Source organism: Mycolicibacterium tusciae, from assembly GCF_002086795.1.
GTDB lineage: Bacteria > Actinomycetota > Actinomycetes > Mycobacteriales > Mycobacteriaceae > Mycobacterium > Mycobacterium tusciae.
Genome location: NZ_MVIM01000016.1, coordinates 11,540 through 33,938, shown reverse-complemented (window position 1 = coordinate 33,938; position 22,399 = coordinate 11,540). Strand labels below are relative to the sequence as shown.

At 65.3% G+C, this 22,399-nt stretch carries 24 protein-coding genes; 5 read left to right on the top strand and 19 right to left on the bottom strand.

Translation table 11 applies throughout. The features are described from left to right. Positions 1-13: 13 nt before the first annotated feature. From BST47_RS23740 to lysE, 4 genes are read right to left on the bottom strand one after another with little or no spacing between them, the layout of a single operon-like run. The gene (locus BST47_RS23740) at positions 14-307 is read right to left on the bottom strand and encodes an EF-Tu/IF-2/RF-3 family GTPase (RefSeq protein ID WP_083128132.1); all 294 of its coding nucleotides are present in this window, start codon (positions 305-307) and stop codon (positions 14-16) included. Further along, entirely contained in the window at positions 307-1,110 is an 804-nt protein-coding gene (locus BST47_RS23735; protein ID WP_083128131.1) for an SDR family oxidoreductase, read from the bottom strand. The genes BST47_RS23740 and BST47_RS23735 overlap by 1 nt, the downstream gene beginning before the upstream one ends. After that, positions 1,107-1,709 carry an acyl-CoA-like ligand-binding transcription factor gene (locus tag BST47_RS23730; protein WP_083128130.1) on the bottom strand — a complete coding sequence of 201 codons (603 nt, stop codon included), beginning with the start codon at positions 1,707-1,709 and terminating at the stop codon, positions 1,107-1,109. The genes BST47_RS23735 and BST47_RS23730 overlap by 4 nt, the downstream gene beginning before the upstream one ends. A 12-nt stretch (positions 1,710-1,721) precedes the next feature. Continuing rightward, positions 1,722-2,321, bottom strand: coding sequence for an L-lysine exporter (gene lysE / locus BST47_RS23725; RefSeq protein ID WP_083128129.1), 600 nt, complete (start codon positions 2,319-2,321; stop codon positions 1,722-1,724). Between the two features lie 172 nt (positions 2,322-2,493). Between lysE and BST47_RS23720 the strand changes: the two genes are divergently transcribed. Beyond that, the gene (locus tag BST47_RS23720) at positions 2,494-3,831 is read left to right on the top strand and encodes an MFS transporter (protein WP_083128128.1); all 1,338 of its coding nucleotides are present in this window, start codon (positions 2,494-2,496) and stop codon (positions 3,829-3,831) included. Beyond that, complete coding sequence (locus BST47_RS23715; protein ID WP_083128127.1) at positions 3,822-4,694, top strand: LysR family transcriptional regulator ArgP; 873 nt, start codon at positions 3,822-3,824, stop codon at positions 4,692-4,694. The genes BST47_RS23720 and BST47_RS23715 overlap by 10 nt, the downstream gene beginning before the upstream one ends. A gap of 72 nt (positions 4,695-4,766) precedes the next feature. On the opposite strand, the gene BST47_RS23710 is transcribed toward BST47_RS23715, so the two are convergent. The 3 genes from BST47_RS23710 to BST47_RS23700 all read right to left on the bottom strand — a co-directional run bounded on the left by BST47_RS23710 (position 4,767) and on the right by BST47_RS23700 (position 8,049). Continuing rightward, the gene (locus BST47_RS23710; protein WP_083128126.1) at positions 4,767-5,219 is read right to left on the bottom strand and encodes an SRPBCC family protein; all 453 of its coding nucleotides are present in this window, start codon (positions 5,217-5,219) and stop codon (positions 4,767-4,769) included. Positions 5,220-5,249: 30 nt separating this feature from the next. Beyond that, positions 5,250-6,923, bottom strand: coding sequence for a cytochrome bc1 complex cytochrome b subunit (gene qcrB / locus BST47_RS23705; RefSeq protein WP_083128125.1), 1,674 nt, complete (start codon positions 6,921-6,923; stop codon positions 5,250-5,252). 169 nt (positions 6,924-7,092) lie between these two features. Then, positions 7,093-8,049, bottom strand: coding sequence for a DUF808 domain-containing protein (locus BST47_RS23700; RefSeq protein ID WP_083128124.1), 957 nt, complete (start codon positions 8,047-8,049; stop codon positions 7,093-7,095). Between the two features lie 35 nt (positions 8,050-8,084). Here BST47_RS23700 and BST47_RS23695 point away from each other — a divergent pair, with 35 nt between their 5' ends. Then, on the top strand, positions 8,085-8,990 hold the full coding sequence (locus BST47_RS23695; protein WP_083128123.1) for an SCO6745 family protein: 906 nt from the start codon (positions 8,085-8,087) through the stop codon (positions 8,988-8,990). Here BST47_RS23695 and BST47_RS23690 read toward each other — a convergent pair. Genes BST47_RS23690 through BST47_RS23680 form a run of 3 tightly spaced genes read right to left on the bottom strand, consistent with a single transcriptional unit; the run spans position 8,973 to position 11,673 of the window. Beyond that, the gene (locus tag BST47_RS23690; protein ID WP_083128122.1) at positions 8,973-10,388 is read right to left on the bottom strand and encodes an NCS2 family permease; all 1,416 of its coding nucleotides are present in this window, start codon (positions 10,386-10,388) and stop codon (positions 8,973-8,975) included. The two genes, BST47_RS23695 and BST47_RS23690, sit on opposite strands and share 18 nt — an antisense overlap. 9 nt (positions 10,389-10,397) lie before the next feature. Then, entirely contained in the window at positions 10,398-10,832 is a 435-nt protein-coding gene (locus BST47_RS23685) for a MarR family winged helix-turn-helix transcriptional regulator (RefSeq protein WP_083128121.1), read from the bottom strand. 52 nt (positions 10,833-10,884) lie between these two features. Continuing rightward, positions 10,885-11,673 (bottom strand): SDR family oxidoreductase, encoded by a 789-nt coding sequence (locus BST47_RS23680; protein WP_083128201.1) that lies wholly within the window; start codon positions 11,671-11,673, stop codon positions 10,885-10,887. Between the two features lie 120 nt (positions 11,674-11,793). On the opposite strand from BST47_RS23680, the gene BST47_RS23675 reads away from it, so the two are divergent. Beyond that, positions 11,794-12,657, top strand: a complete 864-nt coding sequence (locus BST47_RS23675) for a helix-turn-helix transcriptional regulator (RefSeq protein WP_083128120.1) — start codon at positions 11,794-11,796, stop codon at positions 12,655-12,657. On the opposite strand, the gene BST47_RS23670 is transcribed toward BST47_RS23675, so the two are convergent. From BST47_RS23670 to BST47_RS23660, 3 genes are all read right to left on the bottom strand, one after another. Beyond that, positions 12,641-13,015 carry an NYN domain-containing protein gene (locus tag BST47_RS23670; RefSeq protein ID WP_083128119.1) on the bottom strand — a complete coding sequence of 125 codons (375 nt, stop codon included), beginning with the start codon at positions 13,013-13,015 and terminating at the stop codon, positions 12,641-12,643. The two genes, BST47_RS23675 and BST47_RS23670, sit on opposite strands and share 17 nt — an antisense overlap. Positions 13,016-13,119: 104 nt before the next feature. After that, complete coding sequence (locus BST47_RS23665; protein WP_165799844.1) at positions 13,120-13,530, bottom strand: STAS domain-containing protein; 411 nt, start codon at positions 13,528-13,530, stop codon at positions 13,120-13,122. Positions 13,531-13,652: 122 nt separating this feature from the next. Then, positions 13,653-14,900 (bottom strand): DNA polymerase domain-containing protein, encoded by a 1,248-nt coding sequence (locus BST47_RS23660; protein WP_083128118.1) that lies wholly within the window; start codon positions 14,898-14,900, stop codon positions 13,653-13,655. 55 nt (positions 14,901-14,955) lie between these two features. Between BST47_RS23660 and fadD2 the strand changes: the two genes are divergently transcribed. Further along, positions 14,956-16,656, top strand: coding sequence for a long-chain-fatty-acid--CoA ligase FadD2 (fadD2, locus tag BST47_RS23655; RefSeq protein WP_083128117.1), 1,701 nt, complete (start codon positions 14,956-14,958; stop codon positions 16,654-16,656). A gap of 11 nt (positions 16,657-16,667) precedes the next feature. On the opposite strand, the gene BST47_RS23650 is transcribed toward fadD2, so the two are convergent. From BST47_RS23650 to BST47_RS23625, 6 genes are read right to left on the bottom strand one after another with little or no spacing between them, the layout of a single operon-like run. Further along, positions 16,668-16,979 (bottom strand): hypothetical protein, encoded by a 312-nt coding sequence (locus BST47_RS23650; protein ID WP_083128116.1) that lies wholly within the window; start codon positions 16,977-16,979, stop codon positions 16,668-16,670. Positions 16,980-17,018: 39 nt separating this feature from the next. Then, positions 17,019-17,297 carry a hypothetical protein gene (locus BST47_RS23645; RefSeq protein WP_165799843.1) on the bottom strand — a complete coding sequence of 93 codons (279 nt, stop codon included), beginning with the start codon at positions 17,295-17,297 and terminating at the stop codon, positions 17,019-17,021. A 58-nt stretch (positions 17,298-17,355) separates the two neighbouring features. Continuing rightward, complete coding sequence (locus BST47_RS23640; RefSeq protein WP_083128115.1) at positions 17,356-19,548, bottom strand: acyl-CoA dehydrogenase family protein; 2,193 nt, start codon at positions 19,546-19,548, stop codon at positions 17,356-17,358. A gap of 12 nt (positions 19,549-19,560) precedes the next feature. Continuing rightward, on the bottom strand, positions 19,561-20,571 hold the full coding sequence (locus tag BST47_RS23635; protein ID WP_207568680.1) for a 2-hydroxyacid dehydrogenase: 1,011 nt from the start codon (positions 20,569-20,571) through the stop codon (positions 19,561-19,563). Then, a complete protein-coding gene (locus BST47_RS23630) occupies positions 20,547-21,689 on the bottom strand; it encodes an alpha/beta hydrolase (protein ID WP_083128114.1) in 1,143 nt (380 codons plus the stop codon). The genes BST47_RS23635 and BST47_RS23630 overlap by 25 nt, the downstream gene beginning before the upstream one ends. Continuing rightward, positions 21,686-22,342: a TetR/AcrR family transcriptional regulator gene (locus BST47_RS23625; protein ID WP_083128113.1), complete on the bottom strand. Its 657-nt coding sequence runs from the start codon at positions 22,340-22,342 to the stop codon at positions 21,686-21,688. Before BST47_RS23625 ends, BST47_RS23630 begins: the two co-directional genes overlap by 4 nt. Between the last annotated feature and the right edge of the window lie 57 nt (positions 22,343-22,399).

Below are 22,399 nucleotides of genomic sequence, written 5' to 3'. Positions count from 1 at the left end.
CGGCCAGGCGCGCTTAGATGGGTGGCGCCTCGCAGTAGGTCGTCGACGAGGACGACGAGGACGTGAGGACGTCACCGCGGTCGAGCTCGTTGCGCTCGATCCCCTTCATCAGCACGCCCACGTTCTCACCGGCGCTCGCCTCGTCGAGCTGTTTGCGGAACTTCTCGATCGCGGTCACCTCGACCCCCGGACCCCCGTTGATCTGGACGGTGTCGCCAACGCGCAGCGTTCCACTTTCGACGCGGCCCGTCGCGACCACGCCCCGATTCTTGATGGCGAAGACCTCTTCGACCGTCATCTTGAACATCAGGAATGCGCCAATCTCTTGTTGACCAGACGGGTGAGCCAGCCGGGTGAGAATCGAGAGCCGGCCGCCAAGACCTTGGTCTGGGAGCCGACGGGGAAGTGAACCTGGTGGATGGCGCGGCGCAACCACCGCGGGTCGACCGCCGCGACAATGGCATCGGCGATGTCCTGAGCCGTCAGTCGGATGCCGAGGGACTCGGTGCTGCCCGTCTTGAGGTGGTCGGTCATCGCGGTGTTCACGAATAGCGGCCACATCGCGATCACCCGGATGCCGTACCTATTCCACTCGATGTCCAGCGCCTCGGTGATGCCGCGGACGAAGAACTTGGTCGCGCTGTAGTTGGCGAGTTCAGCCTGGCCGTAGATCGCCGATGCGGAGGCGAGGTTGACGACGACGGAGTTCCGCGTGGACCGCAGGTAGGGAAAGGCGGCATAAAGCCCGTTCACCACGCCCTTGGTGTTGATGTCGATCTCCTTGAAGTGACCGCCGAGCTCCATCTCCTCGAAACGGCCTGCTCGCAAGATACCGGCGTTGTTGATCATCACATCGAGCCGGCCGCCGGCCGCCTTCGTGAAATCTCCGACCCGCTGCGCCATTTCATCGGGGTCGGTGACGTCTAGGTGGCCGACGATCGCCCGGCCCACTCCGCGTTGGTCGATCTCGTCGGCGAGCGTCTTGAGCCCGACCTCGTCGATGTCGAAGCCGCCGACGAGAAATCCGTTTCGGGCGAACGTCAGTGCGGTGGCCCTCCCGATTCCCGCCGCGGCACCGGTGATGAATACGGACTTTCTCGTAGCGGTCATGTCTCCACGATTCCATCGAAGTGCATCGCGGCTTCGAGGAGGTCCAGGGTCCGTTGCATCCGGTTGGTCAGTTCGGACAGATGGCCGTCCAGGGCGGCCATCAACCCGCCGGACAATGCACCGACGAACACGCGGACCTCCAGATCCTGCGGGTCGCGCCCGGTGCGGTGTGCCTCTGACTCGGCGAGTCGCTCGACGGTGTGCCGGTACTCGTCCAGCTGGGCGGCTTTGAGTTCCGGCACCGAAAGGACCAGTCGCAACCGGGCGCGTTCGAATCGCCACTCCGCCGCGGTCAGCGCGACCAGAGTGATTTCGAGTGAGCGCCGAAATGCCTTGAACCGCGGCATGTCTGACGGCAAGCCGGCAAGGGCGTCAATGGTCACCTGGTCCAGGTCGTTCGCGATCAGCACCGACTCTTTGGTGGGGAAGTAGCGGAAGAAGGTGCTGGGTGCGATGTCCGCCGCGAAGGCGATCTGTTCGATCGTGGTGCTCGCGTAACCGTTGGCCTTGATGAGCCGCATGGCCTCGCGCCGAATGGTGTCGCGAGTCTGGATCTTCTTGCGGTCACGCAAACCCAGCGCTGGCCCGCCAACCGTCATACGCGGATTATTTCAGGACAAGATCAAAGACACACCGAGTCCGGTCATAGTGACGGCAATCAGTCCGTCGAGGATCCGCCAGGTGAGTGGGGTGGCGAACAGCCCGGAGAGGCGCCGCGCGCCGAGTCCGAGGCTGACGAACCAAACCACGCTCGCGGTGACCGCGCCGACGCCGAACAGCCACCGCTGCTCGCTGTGCTCGTTGGCCAGGGTGCCCAACAGGATCACCGTGTCGAGGTAGACGTGCGGATTGAGCCACGTGAGAGCGAGGCAGGTGACCAGCACCTCGAGCAGCCGAGCCGGGCCCTTCTCGGACGGCGTCAACGCGGCCGGCCGCCAGGCGCGACGCGCCGCGAGCATTCCGTAACCGATCAGGAACGCGGCGCCACCGAACCGGGCGATGTCGAGCGCGCCCGGGTGTGCGGCGATCAGGGCGCCGATGCCGGCGATGCCCGCGGTGATGAGCAGGATGTCGGATACCGCGCACACCGCCACCACCGCGGCCACATGTTCACCGCGGATGCCCTGGCGCAGCACGAAGGCGTTCTGTGCGCCGATCGCGATGATCAGCGTCAGGGAGGCAAGGAAGCCGACGAGCAGCGGTGAGTTCATGTCTTCGACGGTAGGAACCTGCGGCCGTTCAGTACAGCTAATGATTCTTCATCTGCATTAGGATAACTGATGAGCTGTCGCCGATCCAGACCGATACCCCGAACCGTCGTAGTCGCCCCGGCGACCCGTTGAATCTGGTCCGATTGCGACGGACCTGCGCAGGAGGGCAACGATGACCACCCACCTTCCAGATTCGGCGCTGGGACCCCAGACGATGACGAAGGTCACCCGCCGTCTGATCCCGTTTCTGATCCTGCTCTACTTCGTCAACTACCTCGATCGCGTCAACATCAGCTTCGCCGGCCCCAACGGCATGAACGAAGACCTGGCGATGAGCGCCAAGATGTTCGGCTTCGCCTCGGGCATCTTCTTCATCGGCTATCTGTTGCTGGAAGTGCCGAGCAATATCGCGCTTCACAAGTTCGGCGGCCGCCGTTGGCTCGCACGCATCATGCTGACGTGGGGAATCATCAGTAGCGCAATCGCTTTCGTGCCGAACGCGGAAACGCTCATCGTCCTTCGCTTCCTGCTCGGCGTGGCGGAAGCCGGATTCTTCCCCGGCATCATTCTCTACCTCACCTTCTGGTTTCCGGAAAAGCATCGCGCCAAGGCGGTGTCGCTGTTCATGGTGGCTGTGCCGGTATCGACAGCCATCGGATCCACCCTTTCCTCGCTGATCATCGATTGGGGGCACGGCCTTTTCAGTCTCGAAGGCTGGCGCGTGATGTTTCTCGTCGAGGGCATCCCGGCGGTCATGCTCGCGTTCGCCTGCTGGTTCTACCTCACGGACCGACCGGCCGACGCGGCCTGGCTGAAGACCGATGAAAAGGATTGGCTGGAAACGACACTGGACGTCGAACGCTCACTCGCCGAGACCGGCCAGGACTGGCCACTCAAGAAGGCGCTCAGTCACCCGAGAATCCTCCTACTGGCGTTCATCTACTTCGGAATCACCTACGGCCTGTATGCGGTCGGGTTCTTTCTGCCGACCATCGTCGCCGGATTCCAGGAGCAGTACGGCACTCATCTGAGCGTCATCGAGCGCGGCCTGGTGACGTCTGTTCCGTACGTCGTCGCTGCCATCGTGATGGTGCCCTGGGCGCGGCACGCCGACCGAACCAACGAACGGGTCTGGCACGTCGCGATACCGGCGATCGTCGGTGCGGTATCCATTCCGGCCGCGCTCTACATGGCCGACCCCTACCTGGCGATGGTCGCCGTCACCCTGTCCACCTGCTCGGTGATGTGTGCCCTGCCCGTCTTCTGGGCGCTGCCGTCCACCTTCCTGACCGGGGTGGCCGCGGCCGGCGGTATCGCACTGATCAACTCGCTGGGAAACCTCAGCGGGTTCGGCGGGCCGTACATCACCGGATGGCTGAACGATCTGACCGGCGATGCCAAGGCCGCGATGTGGGTGGTCGGCGTGCTGTCGCTGGCCGCCGCTGTCGTGGTGGTCTACTTGGGGCACAAGCCGAGGGCCGAAACGGAGGCATCGGCCCAATGCACATAGACGGTCAGCAACTGGCGGCATTCGCGGCCGTCATCGAGCACGGGTCGTTCGATGCCGCCGCGGCCCGGCTCCACGTGACTCCATCGGCAATCAGCCAGCGCATCAAGGCGCTCGAGCAGCGGGTTGGTCAGGTAGTGGTGGTACGGGAGAAGCCATGTGTGGCCACGGCGGCGGGCGCTCCCCTGTTGCGGTTGGCGGCGCAGACCGCGCTGCTGGAGGCCGAGGCGTTGACAGAGATGGGCGGCGGTGACGGGTCCGCTCCGCGTGTTGCGTTGGCCGTCAACGCCGATTCGATGGCGACGTGGTTCACCGGAGTCCTCGGCGCGTTGGATGGCGTCTTGTTCGACATCCGCATCGAGGACCAGGACCATTCGGCGCGACTGCTTCGCGAGGGTGTGGTGATGGGGGCGGTGACGACCGAACGCACGCCGGTGACGGGTTGCCGAGTGTTGCCGCTAGGCGTGATGAGGTACGTAGCCGTCGCAGCCCCACGGTACATCGAAAGACATCTGCCCCAAGGTTTCACGGCCCGCGCCGTGGCGGCGGCACCCTCGCTGGCGTGGAATCGCGACGATGCGCTGCAGGACATGCTGGTGCGCAAAGTTTTTCGACGCGACATCACTCGTCCGCAACACTTTGTGCCGACGGCAGAAGGCTTCGGGAGTGCCGTGCGGGCGAGCCTCGGGTGGGGCATGTTCCCGCAGAATCTGGCCGAACCGGAACTCGCGGACGGTTCGTTTGCTCGGGTGGTCGACGCGCACCTGGACGTGCCGCTGTTCTGGCAGTGCTGGAAACTCGACAGCCCGTTGGTCGGGGCCATCACCGACGCGGTACAGGCGGCCGCCCGAAAGATCATGGTGTGACCGCCGTTTCGCTTAGAATCGTTCCCCCCGCAACGCCGTCTCACCTGCCATTGGGCATCGTGTCTTCGACGATCAATCCCGCGAATTTCGGCGTCGCAACGCAAGCACCCGCTGACGAAGACCCTCGCTCGCTGTGTACCTGAGTCCCTCGGTGACGCGCCGCAGGATGAAATTGGGTACGGGCAGGGTCGGTTCAACGGTGATTTCGAATCGCACCCGCGTTCCGTTCGTGTCGGGGGTCAACGTGTATCGCACGTTCTGCGCGCGTTGATGCATCGCGGATTCCAGTCGTGAGCTGTATCCATCGGGGTGGTAGCGGAGGGCGATCACGACATCGTCGGTGAATCCGGCAACCTGGATGCGTGACCTGCTGCGCAGCGGCCGTCCCGATTGATCCCGCTCCAGTATCGTCGACGAGAGATGGGCGGGTGACCACTCGGGGAGTGCCTCCAGATCCAGCATGACATCCAACACCTCGTCCGAGTTGGCTTCGATGAGGAGCTCGCGGACTTCGTGGAAGCTCACTGGTTCATTATGCGCCGGGTTGTCGAGCAGTCAGTGATGTCCGTTGGTGTTTCCGTTTGACGAGCCGTTGCCTTCCTGGTGTTCCCGCAACGCGGTGAGGGCACGTTGTTCCGACGCATGATGCGCCGCGGTCAGCGCCTCCTGCTCAGACGGCGGGTCGGCGAACAAGAAACTTCCGCTGCCCGGTGCTCCCGCGGCGCCGAGCTTGTTCATCCGCTTCGGAATCGCAGCGCCCTGGTAGGCCAACGGAATTGGGTGACCGTCGGAGTCGACGGGCCCCAGCGGCTGATGCAATTCGACGTAGGCTCCGTGCGGCAACCGCTTGATGATTCCGGTCTCGATGCCGTGCTCGAGCACCGCGCGGTCGCTGCGCTGCAGGCCGATGCACCACCGGTAGGTGACGTAGTACACGATTGCGGGCAGCACGACCATGCCGATCCGCCCGATCCAGGTGGTCGCATTCAGCGAGACGTCGAATTTGTACGCGATGATGTCGTTCATCGCGCTGAACGTGAGCACGATGTAGAACGCAATCGCCATGGCGCCGATGCCGGTGCGCACCGGGACGTCGCGGGGCCTCTGCAGCAGGTTGTGGTGAGCATCGTCGCCGGTGACCTTCTTCTCGATCCACGGGTAGATGATCAGCAGCATGAACACGAGGCCCATCAGCACCGCGACCGCAACGGCAGCCGGTACCGTGTGGTTGCCGATGTAGAGCTCCCAGGCCGGCCACAGACGGATCAGCCCGTCCGTCCACATCAGGTAGAAGTCAGGCTGGCTGCCGGCCGACACCTGCGCCGGTTTGTAGGGTCCCAGATTCCAGATCGGGTTGATTTGCAGCAACCCGCCCATCAGGCCGAGGATGCCGACGACCATCGCGAAGAACGCCCCCGACTTGACCGCGAACACCGGCATCACCCGCACGCCGACCACGTTGCTCTCGGTGCGGCCCGGGCCGGGAAACTGGGTGTGCTTCTGGAACCACACCAGGGCGAGGTGAATTCCGATGAGCGCGAGCATGATTCCGGGGAAAAGCAGAATATGAATCGCGTACAGACGCGGCAACAGGATTCCGTCCTGGGTGCACTGGTATCCAACACCGCCGCATGGAAAGTCACCGCCGAACAGCGCCCAGTGCAGCCAGGTGCCGATCACCGGGATGCCGAGCGTGATAGAGGACAGCGCCGCGCGAATGCCTGTCCCGGACAGCAGATCGTCGGGCAGTGAGTAGCCGAAGAAACCCTCGAATATGGCCAGGATCAACAGCAGCGAGCCGATCACCCAGTTCGCTTCGCGGGGCCGGCGAAAAGCGCCGGTGAAGAAGATGCGGGCCAGGTGCACCATGATCGCTGCGGCGAACAACAGTGCCGCCCAGTGGTGGACCTGTCGGACGAACAACCCGCCGCGCACCTCGAAGCTGATGTCCAGCGTGGACGCGTAGGCCTTCGACATCTCGATGCCGCGCAGCGGTTGGTATACACCGTCATAGGTGACTTCGGCCATCGATGGGTCGTAGAACAAGCTGAGGTAGACGCCGGTGACGATCAGGACGATGAAGCTGTACAACGCGATCTCGCCGAGCAGGAACGACCAGTGGGTCGGGAACACCTTGTTGAGTTGCCGGCGCAGCGCCGCCGACGGGTGATAACGCGAGTCGATGGCATCGCCTTGGGCTGCGGCGATGTCGTTCAGTTTTGAGTTCATATGCGTCGGCTCCTGGGAAGCTACGCGGGGCTATTTCCAAGATGCTCCTTCGACACGAGATGCGCTCGTGACGGCGGCATAGTTCACCATTCGGTCACATTCGACGACCTCGCCCGAATGGGCTTCGCCGCAACCGATCCGGCGTCCGTCCGATGCTCCGGGCCAACAGCTAAGCGGCGGGCGCCTTCTCGTGCTTCTTCTTGCCGAACGGCAGCACGTGCATGATCGCCACGACGACGGCGCCGACGACCAATCCGATGACTGCCGAAGCCGCGGTGTTGACCAGCCATGCCAGCACGCCGCCGAGACCCTCGGCGACCGCGCGCTTTATCAGGTCCTCGAAGTGGTGCACGAAGCCGTAGGGCGCGTGCCAGCCCAGCGTGTCGGTTCCCAGCAGGAGGATGTGCCCACCGACCCAGAGCATTGCGACGGTGCCGATGGTCGACAGCGCCGACAGCAGTTTGGGCATCGCGTTGACAAGCCCACGACCGACCTTCTGTGTGAACTTCGACGAGCGCTGTGCGAGGTTCAGGCCGATGTCGTCCATTTTCACGATCAGCGCGACGACGCCGTAGACAGCGGCCGTGATGACGATCGCGACCACGACGAGGATCGCGAACCGCGACCAGAACCTCTCGCCCGCCACCTCATTGAGCGCGATCACCATGATCTCGGCGGACAGGATGAAATCCGTGCGGATCGCCCCCGCCGTCATCTGCTTCTCGGCGTCTTCGCCGAGGATCGACGCGGGTGCGGCATGGGCGTCGTGTCCGGTGAACCAGCCCAGTACCTTCTCCGCGCCTTCGTAGCAGAGGTAGGTGGCGCCCAACATCAGGATCGGCGTCACGATCCACGGCACGAACTGGCTGAGGAGCAGGGCCGCGGGCAGGATGAACAGCAGCTTGTTGCGCAGCGAGCCGATGGCGATCCGCTTGATCATCGGCAGTTCGCGGTCGGCGGTGATGCCGTGCACGTACTGCGGCGTCACCGCGGTGTCGTCGATCACGACGCCCGCAGCCTTGGCGGTCGCGCGTCCCGCCGCGGCACCGATGTCGTCGACCGACGCCGCCGCCAGCCGCGCCAGCGCCGCCACGTCGTCGAGAAGTCCGAACAGGCCCGCGCTCATCGCTTCCCCATAGGTCTGCAGGTTACCGTGAGCCAATGGCCGGTGCTGATAGCGCGTTTCGCGCAACGCGAATTCTGGCGGGTGCCGTCGAAGCCTTCGCCGGGCAGGTTTATTTCGCCCCCGAGGCCCACGCCGGGTACGAGAAGCTCGGCTTCTCCGGCAGTCCGGGACGCGCCGGCGGGGTGGCGATGCCCGATATGAACGCCTACTTCTGCAGTCGCGGCGCGATCCTCGGACAGGTGCCGGGTGAGGTGGTGGCGTCGGCGTTCGCGGTGTTCAACCCGGCGATCGTGGTACCTGCGATCGAACACGGCTGGTCGCTGACGAGCGCCGTGGAGATCATCGCGGCCCGGGATGAGGCCGCCGCGGGTCAGTTGCGAAGGATCCTCGGGGCCAACCCGGACGGCGCCGACGAGCTGGCCCGACTCCTGGGACCGGTGAGCGGATCGCTTCCAGTCGCGGGGCGCCCGCTTTATGCGGGGTTGATGAATGCCGATGTGCCCGAGGACCCGCTCAGCGCGGCGTGGCGGTTCGCCGACCGCCTTCGCGAATTCCGCGGCGACGCGCATACGGCCGCCTGGACGTCGGCCGGTTACAGCGCCATCGAGATCGGACTGACGACCGAGCTGTACTGGGGGTTGGGGCCCAAGACGTACGTCAGGACCAGGGGCTGGTCGGACGGCGAGCTCGACGCGGCCATCGCCGGCCTGGAAAGCCGCGGTGTGATCGACGATGGCGGGCTGACCGATCGAGGCAGGCAGGAGCGGGAGGCCATCGAGAGCCGCACCGATGCGCAGTGCGTGCCGGTCCTACGAGCCCTTGGTGACGACTTCGAGAATGCCGTTGTCGTCCTACGGCGGTTCTCCGACGCCGTGCGTGCGGCGCACGGCTATCCCGCGGCGGGGCCTCACGACCTCGCGGCGCTACATGCCAAGCAGTGACTCGACCCAGCCGCGCGCGAAGTAGACCACGAAGCCCGCGGCGACGATCCACATCAGCGGGCTGATTTCGCGGGCCTTGCCCGCTGCCGAGCGGGTCACCACCCACACGATGAATCCCACGCCGATGCCGTTGGCGATCGAGTAGGAGAACGGCATGGTCGCCACGGTGAGCACGACGGGCAGCGCGATGGAGAACTCGGATATGTCGATGTGCCGCAGATGGGCCGCCATCATCGTTCCGACGACCACCAGCGCAGCCGCGGCGACCTCGGTCGGAACGATCGATGCGAGTGGCGAGATGAACATGGCGGCCATAAACAGAACGCCCGTAACGAGATTCGCGAGACCCGTACGGGCGCCCTCTTCGATACCGGCTCCGGACTCGACGAAGACGGTTTGCGACGACGCCGACGTCGCCCCGCCGACGACCGCGCCGGCGCCCTCGACGATCAGCGCCGAACGCAGGCGCGGAAAGATTCCTTGATCGTCGGCGAGCCCGGACTCACGCGCGAGGCCGGTGAAACTGCCCATCGCGTCGAAGAAGTTCGCGAAGACCAGAGTGAACACGAACATCACGAAGGCGATCGCCCCGATGCGGCCGAAGCTGCCGAAGAGGCTGACATCGCCGATCAGTGATAGGTCGGGCAGCGCGAACGGCGATCCCGACAAGGTCGGCACCGACAGGCTCCAGCCGCCGGGCTTCTCGACCGCCGACCCGAGATGCCAGATCGCCTCGACGACGACGGCGACCACGGTGCCCGCGACGAGTCCGATCAGGATGCCGCCACGCACCCGTCGCGCCACGAGGATGCCTGTCACCAACAGCGTGAACACGAAGATGACGGTGGGGACTGTGCTGATGTCCCCGGCGCCGCCGATGCCCAGGCCCATCGGAGGCGACGGTGTTCCCGTCGACCCGACGAAGCCGGCGTCGACCAATCCGATGAACAGGATGAACAAGCCGATGCCGGCGGTGATCGCGATCTTCAGCTGGATCGGGACGGCGTCGAAGACGAGTCTGCGCAACCCGGTCGCCGCGAGTGCGACGATGATGAGCCCGTTGATGACGACGAGTCCCATCGCCTCGGGCCAGGTCAGCGAGTCGACCAGCGTCGTTGCGACGAACGAGTTGAGGCCCAGTCCCGCGGCGAACGCGAATGGCAGTCGCGAGATGAGACCGAACAGGATGGTCATGACGCCCGCGGCCAGCGACGTCACCGCCGAGACCTGATCGAATTCGAGCTGGCTGCCCGTGACGTCGTCGATGCCGGACAAGATGATCGGGTTCAGCACGATGATGTAGGCCATCGCGATGAAAGTGACTACGCCGCCGCGGATCTCGTTGGTGAGCGTGGACCCTCGCTCCGAGATCTCGAAGAAGCGGTCGAGGCGGTTCACTCTTCGACCCTAAGGGGCATGGCGCACGCGTGTGATGTTCTGTAGCGCGTTCAGGAACACTCGACGCTCGTCGGCTGAGAGCGCCGAGAGCCAGCGCTCCTCGGCGCGCTGGATGTCGTTCTGCACCGTCTCTTTCACCTGGCGGCCGGATTCGGTGATGGAAAGCAGTCGTACGCGGCGATCGTCGGGGTCGGCGTGCCGCTCGATGTGGCCCTTGGTCTGCAGCTCGTCGAGCGTCGGGATGATGCGCGTCTTGTCGGCACCGATGGCCTCGGCGAGCGCCGCCTGGGTGCGTACCGGGGATTCGTCGAGGGCGAGCAGCACGGCGTAGCCCCACATCGACACATCGTGTTCGGCCAGCACTGGAAGCTCTGCGGCGATCAACTCACGGAGCAGCGGAGCGAGCATCGCCGCGAGGTCGGGGCGCCTTGCCTTGGACGGCATGGACGAATATTAGTCAGCGACCGATCCGACCTCGCGGCGATCGTGCCGGCGGCTAGGAAACCTGCGCGGTCGGCATGATCGTGAGCTGCTGGAAGTTCACCCGGGCCGGCTGGCTGGCCAGGAAGTTGATCGCCTCAGCCACATCCTCGGATTCGAGCACATCGATCTGCCCCTTCGTCTCGGAGATCCATTCTCCTGCCCCGGCGTCGGTCACGTGGTTCGGCAGTTCCGTCCCGACGATGCCAGGCTCGATCGCGGAGACCCGGATTCCCTTGGGGCCGAGTTCTGCACGCAGCGTTCGCGACATGTGTGTCACGTAGGCCTTCGTTCCCGCGTAGACGGCGAAGTTCGGGAAGATGTTCTGCGCGCCGATCGACGAGGTGTTGATCAGGTCGGCGACCCCCTTCTCGGAAGCCGACGCGATCAGTTGCGGAATGAATGCGCCGATCACATACATCAGGCCGCTGATGTTCAGGTCGATCTGTTGCTGCCACTGATCGAAGCGCTGTTCCTCGACGGGTGCCGGAAGCATGACCCCGGCGTTGTTGAACAGCAGGTCGACGGTGCCCAGCTCGCGAGCCACCCGATCGGCGGCGGCGCGTACGGCCTCGGCGTCGGACACGTCGATGGGAACGGCCAGGGCGGTGCCGCCGGCCTGCTCGATCTCGTTGACGAGCTTGTCGAGTCGTTCTGCGCGCCGAGCGAGCACGGCGACCTTGGCGCCGGATGCGGCCAGGCGCTTGGCGGTGGCCTCGCCGATGCCGCTGGACGCGCCGGTCACGACGGCGACGCGGCCGATGAGAGTGGTGTCGGTGTTGGTGGTGTTGGTTGAAGTGGTCATGCCCACATCAACATCGCGACGGCACGATGCTTTCCGCCTATTCGAGCACTGCTCTACCTAGGTCTGGCAGACCTACGTTTGTTCCGGCGTGCACGCGCCGGGGGCCTCAGACTGGTTGACATGGAGCACAACGCGGAGCTGAGGGACTTCCTGCGTACCCGCCGCGCGCGGCTGAACGTCGACGATGTCGATGTCGGCGGCACCGGTCGTAGGCGACGCGTGCCAGGGTTGCGTCGCGAAGAGGTCGCTGCGCTTGCCGGTGTCAGCGTGGACTACTACAGCCGCCTCGAACAGGGCCGGCACCTGAATGTGTCCGACGAGGTTCTCGATGCCGTGGCTCGCGCGTTGCGCCTCGACGACACCGAACGCGCGTACCTGTTTCGGATCGCCAAGACCAACCCGCGACGGCCGCGCAGGCGTGCGCCGGCGCCCGTGCAACGCGTGCGGCCCGGTGTGCGGCGCATCCTCGAGACGCTGGACGACGTGACGCCCGCGTTCGTCTTCGGCCGCCGGATGGATGTGCTCGCCGCGAACAAACTGGCGCGGGCGCTACTCACGGATTTCGAAGCGCTCCCGCCACGCGAACGAAATCTGTTGCGCTACACCTTTTTAGACGAGTCCACCCAAGAGCTGTTCGTCGATTGGGAGGAGGTCGCCAAGGACAACGTCGGGACCTTGCGCCTGGACGCCGGACGTCATCCCGACGATCCGCTGCTGATGGAGTTGGTGGGTGAGCTGTCGGTGAAGAGCCCGGAGTTTCGCCGTTTTTGGGCCGATCACAATGTGCGCGAACGCACGCACGGAACGAAGCGTTACCACCATCCGCTCGTCGGGGACCTGACGTTGCAGTACGAGTCCGTCGCGCTACTCGGCGATCCCGACCAGACCCTGTGCCTCTACACCGCGGAGGCGGCGTCGCCCTCGGAGACCGCCTTACGCCTGCTGGCCAACTGGACCGGTGAGCGCGTCAGCGAGGGTCAATGAGGTCACGCAGGCGCTGCGCGGGGTAGACCGTCGCGCCGAGCGCCCCGACCCGCTCTGACAGTGCACGATCCGAGGTAGCCACGCGGACGTCCTGCGGATTCTCGGCGGACCCGACCAGCGTGACGATGTGGTCGTCGGCCGAGTTGGCCGCCGCCCGCGGTGCGTGCGCGATGGTGATGACCGACGATTCCAGCGGCGGTGACAGCGGATGCTCGAACACCACCGTCACGTCCTCACCTTCGGTGGACGCCCAACGTTCGAGATGTTCGATCAAGGTGGACATCGCCGACCGGCGATTGCGCCACCAGCCGTCCGGGCGGGACCCGACGACGTTCATGCCGTCGACGATCCAGCGCAATACGGTTACCGAGCGGCGGGCAGTGCGCGCCTGGCGGGCAGGTGACGGCGCCCAAGCAGGAACTGGAGCCAGCGAATATCGAGAAGCATTTTCGGACCTTTCCGCTATGCGGATTTCTTGGTCAGCAGGGGCAGCAGGCGACGGCGTTCGTCGATGCTGTCGGCGAAATGATGGAGCGCGTCGGGAATCGACTCGGCGACCGGGAAGCTGAGCCCGGCAGCCTGCATCGCGCGCATGACGGGGGCGCTGGTGATCAGCGACCACTCCACACCGCTGTGGAAGCAACTCTCGTCGACCGCGGACAGCAGCGAAAGTGCGTGTCCTGAATAGGAACTCACGCTGCTGAGGTCGAGCACGAAGGGTTTCTCCGCGATGACGAACCGAAGCGCCAGGGCGGTGACCCGCTCGATGTTGGTGTCGTCGATCACGCCTTCGACGGTCACTACGGTGGCCAACTGACGGCACACCGCATGGATCTGAGCGCCAGCACAATCGAACGCCGGGTTGCCGTACATGTTGCCTCCCCTCGGTCTCTTGAGTCTCAAGGTATCCAGGCAAAGTAAGGCAACCGGGTGCTATCGCTAATACTTTGGTAAGAACGTGTTTTGGTGCCCAGGTCTGCCGAATAGCAAACGAGTCAGTCTCGGCGCATCCATTGCGGCCCCGTGTAGTTCTCCCACGGGTTGTAGTCGGCGAGCAGCGGTTCCTGCGGAGGCCGCTGATCCTCGGGCACATGTTGCAGGTTGATTCGAATGCGGTACCAGATCGAACTGGGGCCCCGCATGCCGTCTACCAGAATGTCTGGCGCTTCGAGCCTTTCAGCTACCGACGGGTAACGTTCACGCCAGGCGTCCAGCGCGGCCATCGCCTCGTCTTTGGTCTTCGTGCGGGCGACCTCGATCAGCGGCATCACCGACTCACGGCGGCCCGTTCCTTTGCGTGCGCCGCGCGGCGCCTTCTCGGGCGGGCCGAGCTTGTCGGCGAGGTCGAGCAGCGAATCGAGTGAACCCGCTGAGTCGTCTATTCCCTCCCACGGGTCGCCGTAATCCTCGAACCGCTGTGGCACGGTCGCGATGGTGAATTGCTCGGGATGGCAGTCGGCGACCTCGTCCCACAACAACGGTGTCGACACCCGTGCGTCCGGCAGCGACCGCACCGAGTAGGCAGATGCCACCGTGCGGTCGAACGCGTTCTGGTTGAAGTCGACGAACACACCCTCTCGCTCCTCCTTCCACCACCGGCTGGTGGCGAGGTCCGGAGCGCGGCTTTCCACCTCGCGCGCGATTGTCTGTGCGGCCAGGCGCACCTGCTTGAACGGCCAGCGTCGTTCGATGCGCGCATAGATGTGGAAGCCTCGCGACCCGGAGGTCTTGGGCCATGCCGTCAGCCCGTAGTCCTCGAGTACCTCGCGGGCGATCAGCGCCACCGCGACGATCTGGCGCCAGTCCACACCGGGCATCGGATCGAGGTCGACGCGTAACTCGTCGGGGTGGGCCAGGTCGTCGGCGCGCACCGGGTGGGGATTGAGGTCGACACAGCCGAGGTTGACAGCCCACACCAGCCCACCCGCGTCGCGGATCACCGCTTCTTTGGCCGACGTTCCGGACGCGTATTTCAGTTCGGCGACGTCGACGAAGTTCGGCCGCTTCGCTGGCGCACGCTTCTGGAACACCGCCTCCTCGGTGATGCCCTTGACGAACCGCTTGAGAATCATCGGCCGGTCGGCCACACCGCGCAGCGCTCCGTCGGCGACGCGCAGGTAGTAGCGCATCAGGTCCATCTTGGTGACCTCGCCGTGTCCCTGGAATGCCGGGAACACGACCTTGTCAGGGTTGGTGATGGGCACCTGCTGACCGTCGACCTCCAAGTGGAGCGGGGCGGGCATGGGTCCATGTTAGGTTCCAGGCCGACATGCGACCCGTGTCACATATTGTGGGTTCATGCCCAAGCTAACCGATCTTCCGTTGCAGGCAGCGGCCAAGATCCAGCAGACCTCCCAGAAGTACCTGGAGCGCGGATCGGCCGAACTGCACTACGCCCGCAAGATGTTCGAAGCCGGCGCGCTGAAGCTGGAGGCACCGCAGAACATCGCCGCGTTCCTCGCCGACATCCGGCGCTGGGGCGAGTTCGGCATGATCCCGGCGCTCAACGCGCGCCGCACGCCGGATCGCGTCGCCGTCATCGACGACGAGGGCGAGTTCACCTTCAAAGAACTCGACGATGCGGCGCACGCCGTCGCCAACGGCCTGCTGGCCATGGGCGTCAAGGGTGGCGACGGGGTGGCGATCCTCGCGCGAAACCACCGGTGGTTCCTCGTCTCGGTGTACGGCGCGGCCCGCACCGGGGCGCGCATCATCCTGCTCAACAGCGAATTCTCCGGACCCCAGGTCAAGGAGGTGTCGGAACGCGAAGGCGCGAAGGTCATCATCTACGACGACGAGTACACGTCCGCCGTTTCGCAGGCCGACCCCGATTTCGGCAAGCTGCGCGCGCTACCGACCAACCCGGACAAAGACGGGCCGTCCGAAAGCACCGACGAGACGATCGCGGATCTGATCGCCCGCAGCAGTTCCGCGCACGCCCCCAAGGTGAGCAAGCACTCGTCGATCATCATCCTGACCAGCGGTACCACCGGGACGCCCAAGGGAGCCAACCGCAGCACCCCGCCCTCGCTGGCGCCCATCGGCGGCGTGCTGTCCCACGTCCCGTTCAAGGCGGGGGAGGTGACGTCGCTTCCGGCGCCGATGTTCCACGCGCTCGGTTTCCTGCACGCCACGATCGCGATGATGCTGGGCTCCACGCTGGTGCTGCGCAGGCGCTTCAAGCCGGCGACCGTGCTGGCGGACATCGAGAAGAACAAGGCCACCGCAATCGTCGTCGTACCGGTGATGTTGTCTCGGCTGCTCGACGAACTCGAGAAGACCCAGCCCAAACCCGACCTGTCGTCATTGCGCATCGTGTTCGTGTCCGGGTCACAGCTGGGCGCCGAGCTGGCGACGCGCGCGCTGAAGGACCTCGGCCCCGTCGTCTACAACCTGTACGGCTCGACCGAGATCGCTTTCGCGACCATCGCGCGGCCCAAGGACCTGTCGATCAATCCGGGCACGGTCGGCCCCGTCGTCAAGGGCGTCAAGGTCAAGATCCTCGATGACAACGGCGCCGAGCTACCGCAGGGCGAGGTGGGACGCATCTTCGTCGGCAACACCTTCCCCTTTGAGGGCTATACCGGTGGCGGGCACAAACAGATCATCGACGGACTGATGTCGTCCGGCGACGTCGGCTACTTCGACGAGCACGGTCTGCTGTACGTGAGCGGTCGTGACGACGAGATGATCGTCTCCGGCGGTGAGAACGTGTTCCCCGCCGAGATCGAGGACCTGGTGAGCGGGCATCCCGAGGTCGTCGAGGCCACCGCGCTCGGTGTCGAAGACAAGGAGTGGGGGCACCGGTTGCGCTGCTTCGTGGTCAAGACCGATGGTGCGTCGATCGACGAGGACGGCATCAAGGCGTACGTGCGGGACAATCTGGCCCGCTACAAGGTCCCCCGCGAGGTGGTGTTCCTCGACGAGTTGCCGCGCAATCCCACTGGCAAGATCCTCAAGCGCGAACTACGTGAGATGGACACCGAAGGGTCGGAATAGTTCCACCTGCCTTAGGCGGACAGTATCGCGGCGCCGGGAATCGACAGGCACACCAGCATCAGGGTGAGTAGGAACCAGCCCGCGCCCTGCCAGGCCACCCACGGCCCCTGTACTTTCCACTCGCGATACGTCTTGACGAATGCGCCGACGCCGCCGGCGAACAAAACGGCCGGCACCAGCGATGCCGCGATCACCGATTCCCGGGCGGCCAATCCGTATATGGCGAAGACGATGCCCGCCACAACGACGACCGCGCCGACGTAGACCGCCGCGGCACGGAAGGTGCGGGGCCGGTCCCAGCGCTTCTCGACGTCATTGGTCATGTCGAACGGGTTCCCGCGTACCGCACGGAGAAACCGTGCTCAGTGCGGATGGTTGATGTACCAGGACAGGCATCCCGGGATATCGCGGCACGCGATCACCGCCGCCTGATCCGGTGGCCCGCCGCGAACCCTCGGGATGCGCGGTCCGACGTTGCAGGACGGGATGTACGGGTTACCGGGGACGAAGCCGGGGTAGCACGGCGCGGCCTCCGACTCGACCGCCGACTCCGCCGTCAACACCGCAGGCGCAATCAGGAACCCCAGTGCCGCGGCACCGGTGATGATCAACCGCGACGGGCGTCGCTTGAGAAGGTTCATAGCTGCCGACCCCTTTCGTGAGTCAACAGTTCGATCGTACGCCCGCCGTCGAGGGCGGTTACGGATCGCGAGGCAAGCCCAGCAGCCGCTCGGCGATGATGTTCAGCTGCACCTCTGATGTGCCGCCGTAGATGGTCGTCGCGCGGCTGGCCAACAGGAACTCGGCCCACTTCCCCTGCGGTGTCTCCGGATTCCCCACGGCGCCGTCGGTGCCGAACGAGGACACCGCGAACTCGGCGTACTTCTGACCGGTTCGCATGGACAGCAGCTTGGAGATCGCCGCCGCGGGCATCGGATCGCCACCGGCCAGCGTCAGCAGGGTGGACCGCATGTTCAGCACCTTGGCCGCGTGTCCTTCGGCCATGAGATGACCCGCGGTGTTCTTCCCGACCTGATCGAACTGGCCGTCGCGGATGAAGTCGACGAAGCCGTCGAAGGTGGGCAGGAACGGCGGCTCAGTGCTGCCGATCGACACCCGCTCGGCCGTCAGGGTGGTGCGGCTGACCTCCCAGCCGCGGTTCACCTCACCGAGCACCATGTCGTCGGGGACGAACACGTCGTCGATGAACACCGTGTTGAACATCGCGTTGCCGGTCAGTTCGCGCAGCGGTTTCACCTCGACACCGTCACTGCTCATGTCGAGCAGAAAGTAGGTGATGCCGTTGTGCTTCGGGGCGCTCGGATCGGTGCGGGCCAGCAGCATGCCCCACTGCGAGTACTGCGCGCCGGTGGTCCATATCTTCTGGCCGGTGATCCGCCAGCCACCGTCGACCTTGGTGGCTTTGGTGGTCAGGCTGGCCAGGTCCGAGCCGGCGCCGGGCTCGGAAAACAGTTGGCACCAAATCATCTCGCCGCGCAGCGTCGGTGGCAGGAAGCGCTGCTGCTGCTGCTCGGTCCCGAATGCCACCACCGACGGGATCAGCCACGCCGCGATGCCCATCGCCGGACGTTTGACCCGGCCGGCGCTGAACTCCTGCGCGATGATGATCTGCTCGACGGGGCCCGCCGCGCGACCCCAGGGCTTGGGCAGGTGGGGCACCACCCAGCCGCCCTCGGCGATCGCGGTGGTCCGCTCATCGCTCGGAATCGCTTTCAGCGCCGCCACTTCCGCGCGGATCTCGTCGCGTAGCTTCTCCGTCTCGGGATCCAGATCGATGTTGAGCTTGCGGGCTCCGGTGCTCGTCGCGATATCCACGACCCGCTGCGGGTACTCGCTGGTGCGGCCGAAGCATGCGGCCAGCAGCAGCGCGCGGCGGTAGTACACGTTGGTGTCGTGTTCCCAGGTGAAGCCGATGCCGCCATGAACCTGGATGCAGTCCTGGGTGGTGTGTAACACGGCTGCGGGAGCCAGCGTGGCCGCGACTGCCGAGGCGAACTCGAAAGCCGTTTCATCGCTGGGGTTTTCGCTGTGCTCATCGATGGCACGCGCCGCGTCCCATACCGCGGCGGTCGCCCGCTCGGTGTCGGCGATCATCTGGGCGCACTTGTGCTTGATGGCCTGGAACTGACCGATCGGCCGGCCGAACTGCTCGCGGATCTTGGCGTACGCCGTCGCCGTGTCGGTCGCCCACCGCGCGACTCCGACACACTCTGCGGACAGCAGCGTCGAGATGATTGCGCGTGCGTGGTTGCGGCTCAGGTTGCCCAGCACGCGGTCGTCGCCGACCTCGACGGCGTTGGCGCGCACGTCGGCCACCGGGCGAAGTGGGTCCACGCTCTGGACCCCCTCGATCTCAAGCGCCTCTGCGTCGAGGATCACCCACTCCTCGCCGCTGTCGATCGCCACCGGCAGCACCAGCACCGACGCCTGCGCGGCCGCGGGGACGGCGCGGACCTCACCGCGAATGACCAGGTCGTTGCCCTGTCTGGTGGCCGTCAGGCCGGAGTCGATCGCGTAGGTCGCGATCACGTCACCGGACGCCAGGTCTGCCAGCACCTTCGCGTCGGGGTCGTTGGCGGCGATCAGTGCGCTGGCGATCGCTGAAGGTACGAACGGACCGGGTACCGCGCCGTAGCCGAACTCGGCCAGCACGATCGCCAGCTCGAGAACACCAAACCCTTGTCCGCCAATGGATTCCGACAGATGCACACCCTGCAGACCCTGCTCGGCGGCGGCCTTCCAGTACGGCGGCGGGTTGGGAACCGGCGTCTCCAGTGCCTCATGCAGCACCTCCGACGGCGCGACCCGCGCCACCAGGGACCGGACCGAATCAGCCAGGTCGTTGTGCTCAGTGTTGATTGCGATGGGCATAGCTGTTGCACCTCATTGTGGCGTTTCCCTATTAACCGGTCGGTTGGGAACCACGATACCGTTCACGACATTGGCGAGGTCCCGGCCATCCCGGATGCGGCGGCAGTTGTCCACGGCCACCTCCAGATATCGCCTCATGGTGTCCAGCGTGTACCAGCTGACATGGGGGGTCAGCACCACGTTGGCCAGGGTCAGGAGCGGATTTCCGGCGGGGATCGGCTCGACGGCGAAAACGTCCAGGCCCGCGGCCGCCAGCCCGCCCGATCGCAGCGCGTCGACGAGCGCGTCCTCGTCGATCACCGCGCCACGGGAGGTGTTCACCAACACCGCATCGGAACGCATCGACGCGAGGGCGCGGCGATCCAGCAAGCCCGCGGTCTGGTCCGTCAACGGGATGTGCAGGGAGACGATGTCGCTTTCCGAAAGCAGGTCGGACAGCGCGCGCCAGCCGGGCAGACCGTCGTCGCGGGTGCTGGTGTGCAGCACCCGAGAAGCCGGAGTACCCATCGCCCTCACTATGGCTTCGACGCGTTTCGCGATGTTGCCGTAGCCGATCAAGCCGACGGTGCACCCGCCGATGTCACGCACCGTCTCGCCGAGGCTCGGATCCGAGGGCCAGCCGTTGCCGTCGCGGGTGACGCGGTCGAGCTCGGTTAGCCTGCGCAGCGCGGCAAGCATCAGCAGCACGGTGCCCTCGGCGACCGATGGGGCATTCGCGCCCGGCATGTTCGCCACGGCGATGCCGAGCCGCGTCGCCGTCTCGACGTCGATGGTGTTGACGCCCGCGCCCAGCTTGTGCACGAGCCGGCACCGCGGAGCCATCTCGAGGTCCCCGCCCGATATCGGCCGCAGCACATGCCAGATCACGTCGGCATGGGGGAGCTCTCGATAAAAAGCGTCGTCGTCATCTTCGGCGCAGTAGCGAATATCGAGCCAATCCACTTCTGGTGCAACGAACTGCGCGACTCTGTCACCGGGAACGTAGTGAGCGAGGACTTTCAACGCCACCGCTTCGCGATCCATTTGGCGATGGTATCGGCCTTCTCGCTGCGTGCGCCCGGCGTCGAGAAGTAATGGTCGGTGTCGAAGGAGCACTGCGCCTTGTCCTCGGAGGCCAGCGCGTCATAAATGCGTTGCGCGTCCGACGGATACACACCGGTGTCCTGTTCGGCGTTGATCACCAGCGCGGGACAGGCGAGACGGGACAGGTGCGGCTCGGCCCGGGTCTGCGCGTGCCGCAGGCTCCACATGCCGATCCAGCTCCGCAGCGTGCACGCCGCGGCGATACCGTGCGCGGAGCGGTTTGCCTTGATCGGCTCGCCCGCGTAGCACATGTTCGGCTGACGCCTGGTCGGCTCGATGGACGGGTCGACCATGCGTGGGTCCGCCCAGGTCCGCAGCACCGTGAACGGGCGGTCCGAGAAGCCGGCGGCGTGCACGCGTTTGAGTTCGTTCTCGGCCCAGTCGGTGATGGCGTTGTTGCGGTCGATCTGTGCCGAGCGGTAGCGCGCGACGAACTCCTCGGAAAAGGGTGGGCCGTTCTCCGGATTGAACAGGTCGAGCTCGGGATCGCTGCCGAGAGGGTCGCTTTCGTCGACGACCGACCCATCCATCCAGGCGGTCAGGACGTCGGGACGGCCGGGATGGGCAGCGCTCGCGATATAGCCGTCCGCGGGCAGCAGGTCGTTGAGACCCGCCGCAGGACGCATACCGTCCAGCGGGGTCACGTGCGGATCGACAGCCTGTGCCTGATACGCCGCCATGAGTGAACCACCGCCGGAATTACCCAGCAGAACAATGGTTTCCACCCCTTGCACCTCGCGCAGCCAGCGCACTCCCACCCCGATGTCGACCAGTGCGTGGTCGAGCAGGAAACTGCTCTCGAAGCCCCGATATCGCGTGTTCCACCCGAGGAAGCCGATACCCCGGGTCGCCATGTAGTCGGCGAGATAGTGTTCGGAGAAGTCGATCTGGTAGTGCGTGGCGATCATCGCCACCTTCGGTTTTCGTCCGACGCCGCGGTAGTAGAGGCCCTGACAGGGGTTCCCGCCCGCACCCGCACGACGTGCGGTGGGTGACTGCGCGCCGACGAATTCGCGGGTGACACCAGGGGTTCCGCCGCTCGATGGTGTCCTTGTCATTCCGCCCCCTTGTGATAGATCGTCCGGTAGAAGATGTTGGCAAGCGTGATGATGCATGCCTCGTCATCGACGGCGTCCCCATCACCGTGCGGGTCTTTCCCGCCACCCCGCCCGGCGTCCCCGGCCAATTGTGTGTAGCAGAACTGGTTGAGCATCGACACCAACGCCACTGCCACGAGGCGTGGATCATCGTCAACGCAGAAGCCCTGTTGTTGAGCATGTTTCACCATATGGGTGACCAGCGTGATCGGGAGCGAGCAGATGTCGTTCCAGTATTCCGCGAAGTCGTCGTTGACCATCGCCAGTTGCGACACGCTGACGATCTCGGCGAGTTGGTGGCGATAGGTGTGCCAGTGAGCGGCCGCGACCTGGTAGGAGCGCTCCCAGTTCGACAGGCCCGGCTCGGCCGCGGCCCGCGAGCGCTCCCTGGCTTCGTCGCGGAACCGCAGGGCCCACTCGCGGACCATCGCTTCCTTGGAGTCGTAGTAGTTGTAGAACGATGCGGTGGACTTGCCGGCTTCGGCGGCGATATCCGAAATCGTCGTTGCGAGAATGCCTTTGCGGGCGATCACTGATCGGGCTCCCGCGTCGATCGCCGCCTGCGTCCGCCGACCGCGCAGCGTCGGAAGCTGCACGCGAGAACTTGCGGACACGGCCTCTCCTCGACCATTGATCGGTTCGCCGATCGGACCATTGATCGAACCTGAACC

Bases quoted from the DNA above. Each gene is read 5' to 3' on its own strand.
- BST47_RS23645 (WP_165799843.1), bottom strand. From the start codon at position 17,297: ATGAACCTTCTCAAGCGACGCCCGTCGCGGTTGATCATCACCGGTGCC.
- BST47_RS23635 (WP_207568680.1), bottom strand. From the start codon at position 20,571: ATGGATCGCGAAGCGGTGGCGTTGAAAGTCCTCGCTCACTACGTTCCC.
- BST47_RS23740 (WP_083128132.1), bottom strand. From the start codon at position 307: ATGTTCAAGATGACGGTCGAAGAGGTCTTCGCCATCAAGAATCGGGGC.
- BST47_RS23630 (WP_083128114.1), bottom strand. From the start codon at position 21,689: ATGACAAGGACACCATCGAGCGGCGGAACCCCTGGTGTCACCCGCGAA.
- fadD2 (WP_083128117.1), top strand. From the start codon at position 14,956: ATGCCCAAGCTAACCGATCTTCCGTTGCAGGCAGCGGCCAAGATCCAG.
- BST47_RS23735 (WP_083128131.1), bottom strand. From the start codon at position 1,110: ATGACCGCTACGAGAAAGTCCGTATTCATCACCGGTGCCGCGGCGGGA.
- BST47_RS23650 (WP_083128116.1), bottom strand. From the start codon at position 16,979: ATGACCAATGACGTCGAGAAGCGCTGGGACCGGCCCCGCACCTTCCGT.
- BST47_RS23665 (WP_165799844.1), bottom strand. From the start codon at position 13,530: ATGTACGGCAACCCGGCGTTCGATTGTGCTGGCGCTCAGATCCATGCG.
- BST47_RS23675 (WP_083128120.1), top strand. From the start codon at position 11,794: ATGGAGCACAACGCGGAGCTGAGGGACTTCCTGCGTACCCGCCGCGCG.
- BST47_RS23730 (WP_083128130.1), bottom strand. From the start codon at position 1,709: ATGACGGTTGGCGGGCCAGCGCTGGGTTTGCGTGACCGCAAGAAGATC.
- qcrB (WP_083128125.1), bottom strand. From the start codon at position 6,923: ATGAACTCAAAACTGAACGACATCGCCGCAGCCCAAGGCGATGCCATC.
- lysE (WP_083128129.1), bottom strand. From the start codon at position 2,321: ATGAACTCACCGCTGCTCGTCGGCTTCCTTGCCTCCCTGACGCTGATC.
- BST47_RS23685 (WP_083128121.1), bottom strand. From the start codon at position 10,832: ATGCCGTCCAAGGCAAGGCGCCCCGACCTCGCGGCGATGCTCGCTCCG.
- BST47_RS23700 (WP_083128124.1), bottom strand. From the start codon at position 8,049: ATGAGCGCGGGCCTGTTCGGACTTCTCGACGACGTGGCGGCGCTGGCG.
- BST47_RS23695 (WP_083128123.1), top strand. From the start codon at position 8,085: ATGGCCGGTGCTGATAGCGCGTTTCGCGCAACGCGAATTCTGGCGGGT.
- BST47_RS23680 (WP_083128201.1), bottom strand. From the start codon at position 11,673: ATGACCACTTCAACCAACACCACCAACACCGACACCACTCTCATCGGC.
- BST47_RS23660 (WP_083128118.1), bottom strand. From the start codon at position 14,900: ATGCCCGCCCCGCTCCACTTGGAGGTCGACGGTCAGCAGGTGCCCATC.
- BST47_RS23640 (WP_083128115.1), bottom strand. From the start codon at position 19,548: ATGCCCATCGCAATCAACACTGAGCACAACGACCTGGCTGATTCGGTC.
- BST47_RS23715 (WP_083128127.1), top strand. From the start codon at position 3,822: ATGCACATAGACGGTCAGCAACTGGCGGCATTCGCGGCCGTCATCGAG.
- BST47_RS23720 (WP_083128128.1), top strand. From the start codon at position 2,494: ATGACCACCCACCTTCCAGATTCGGCGCTGGGACCCCAGACGATGACG.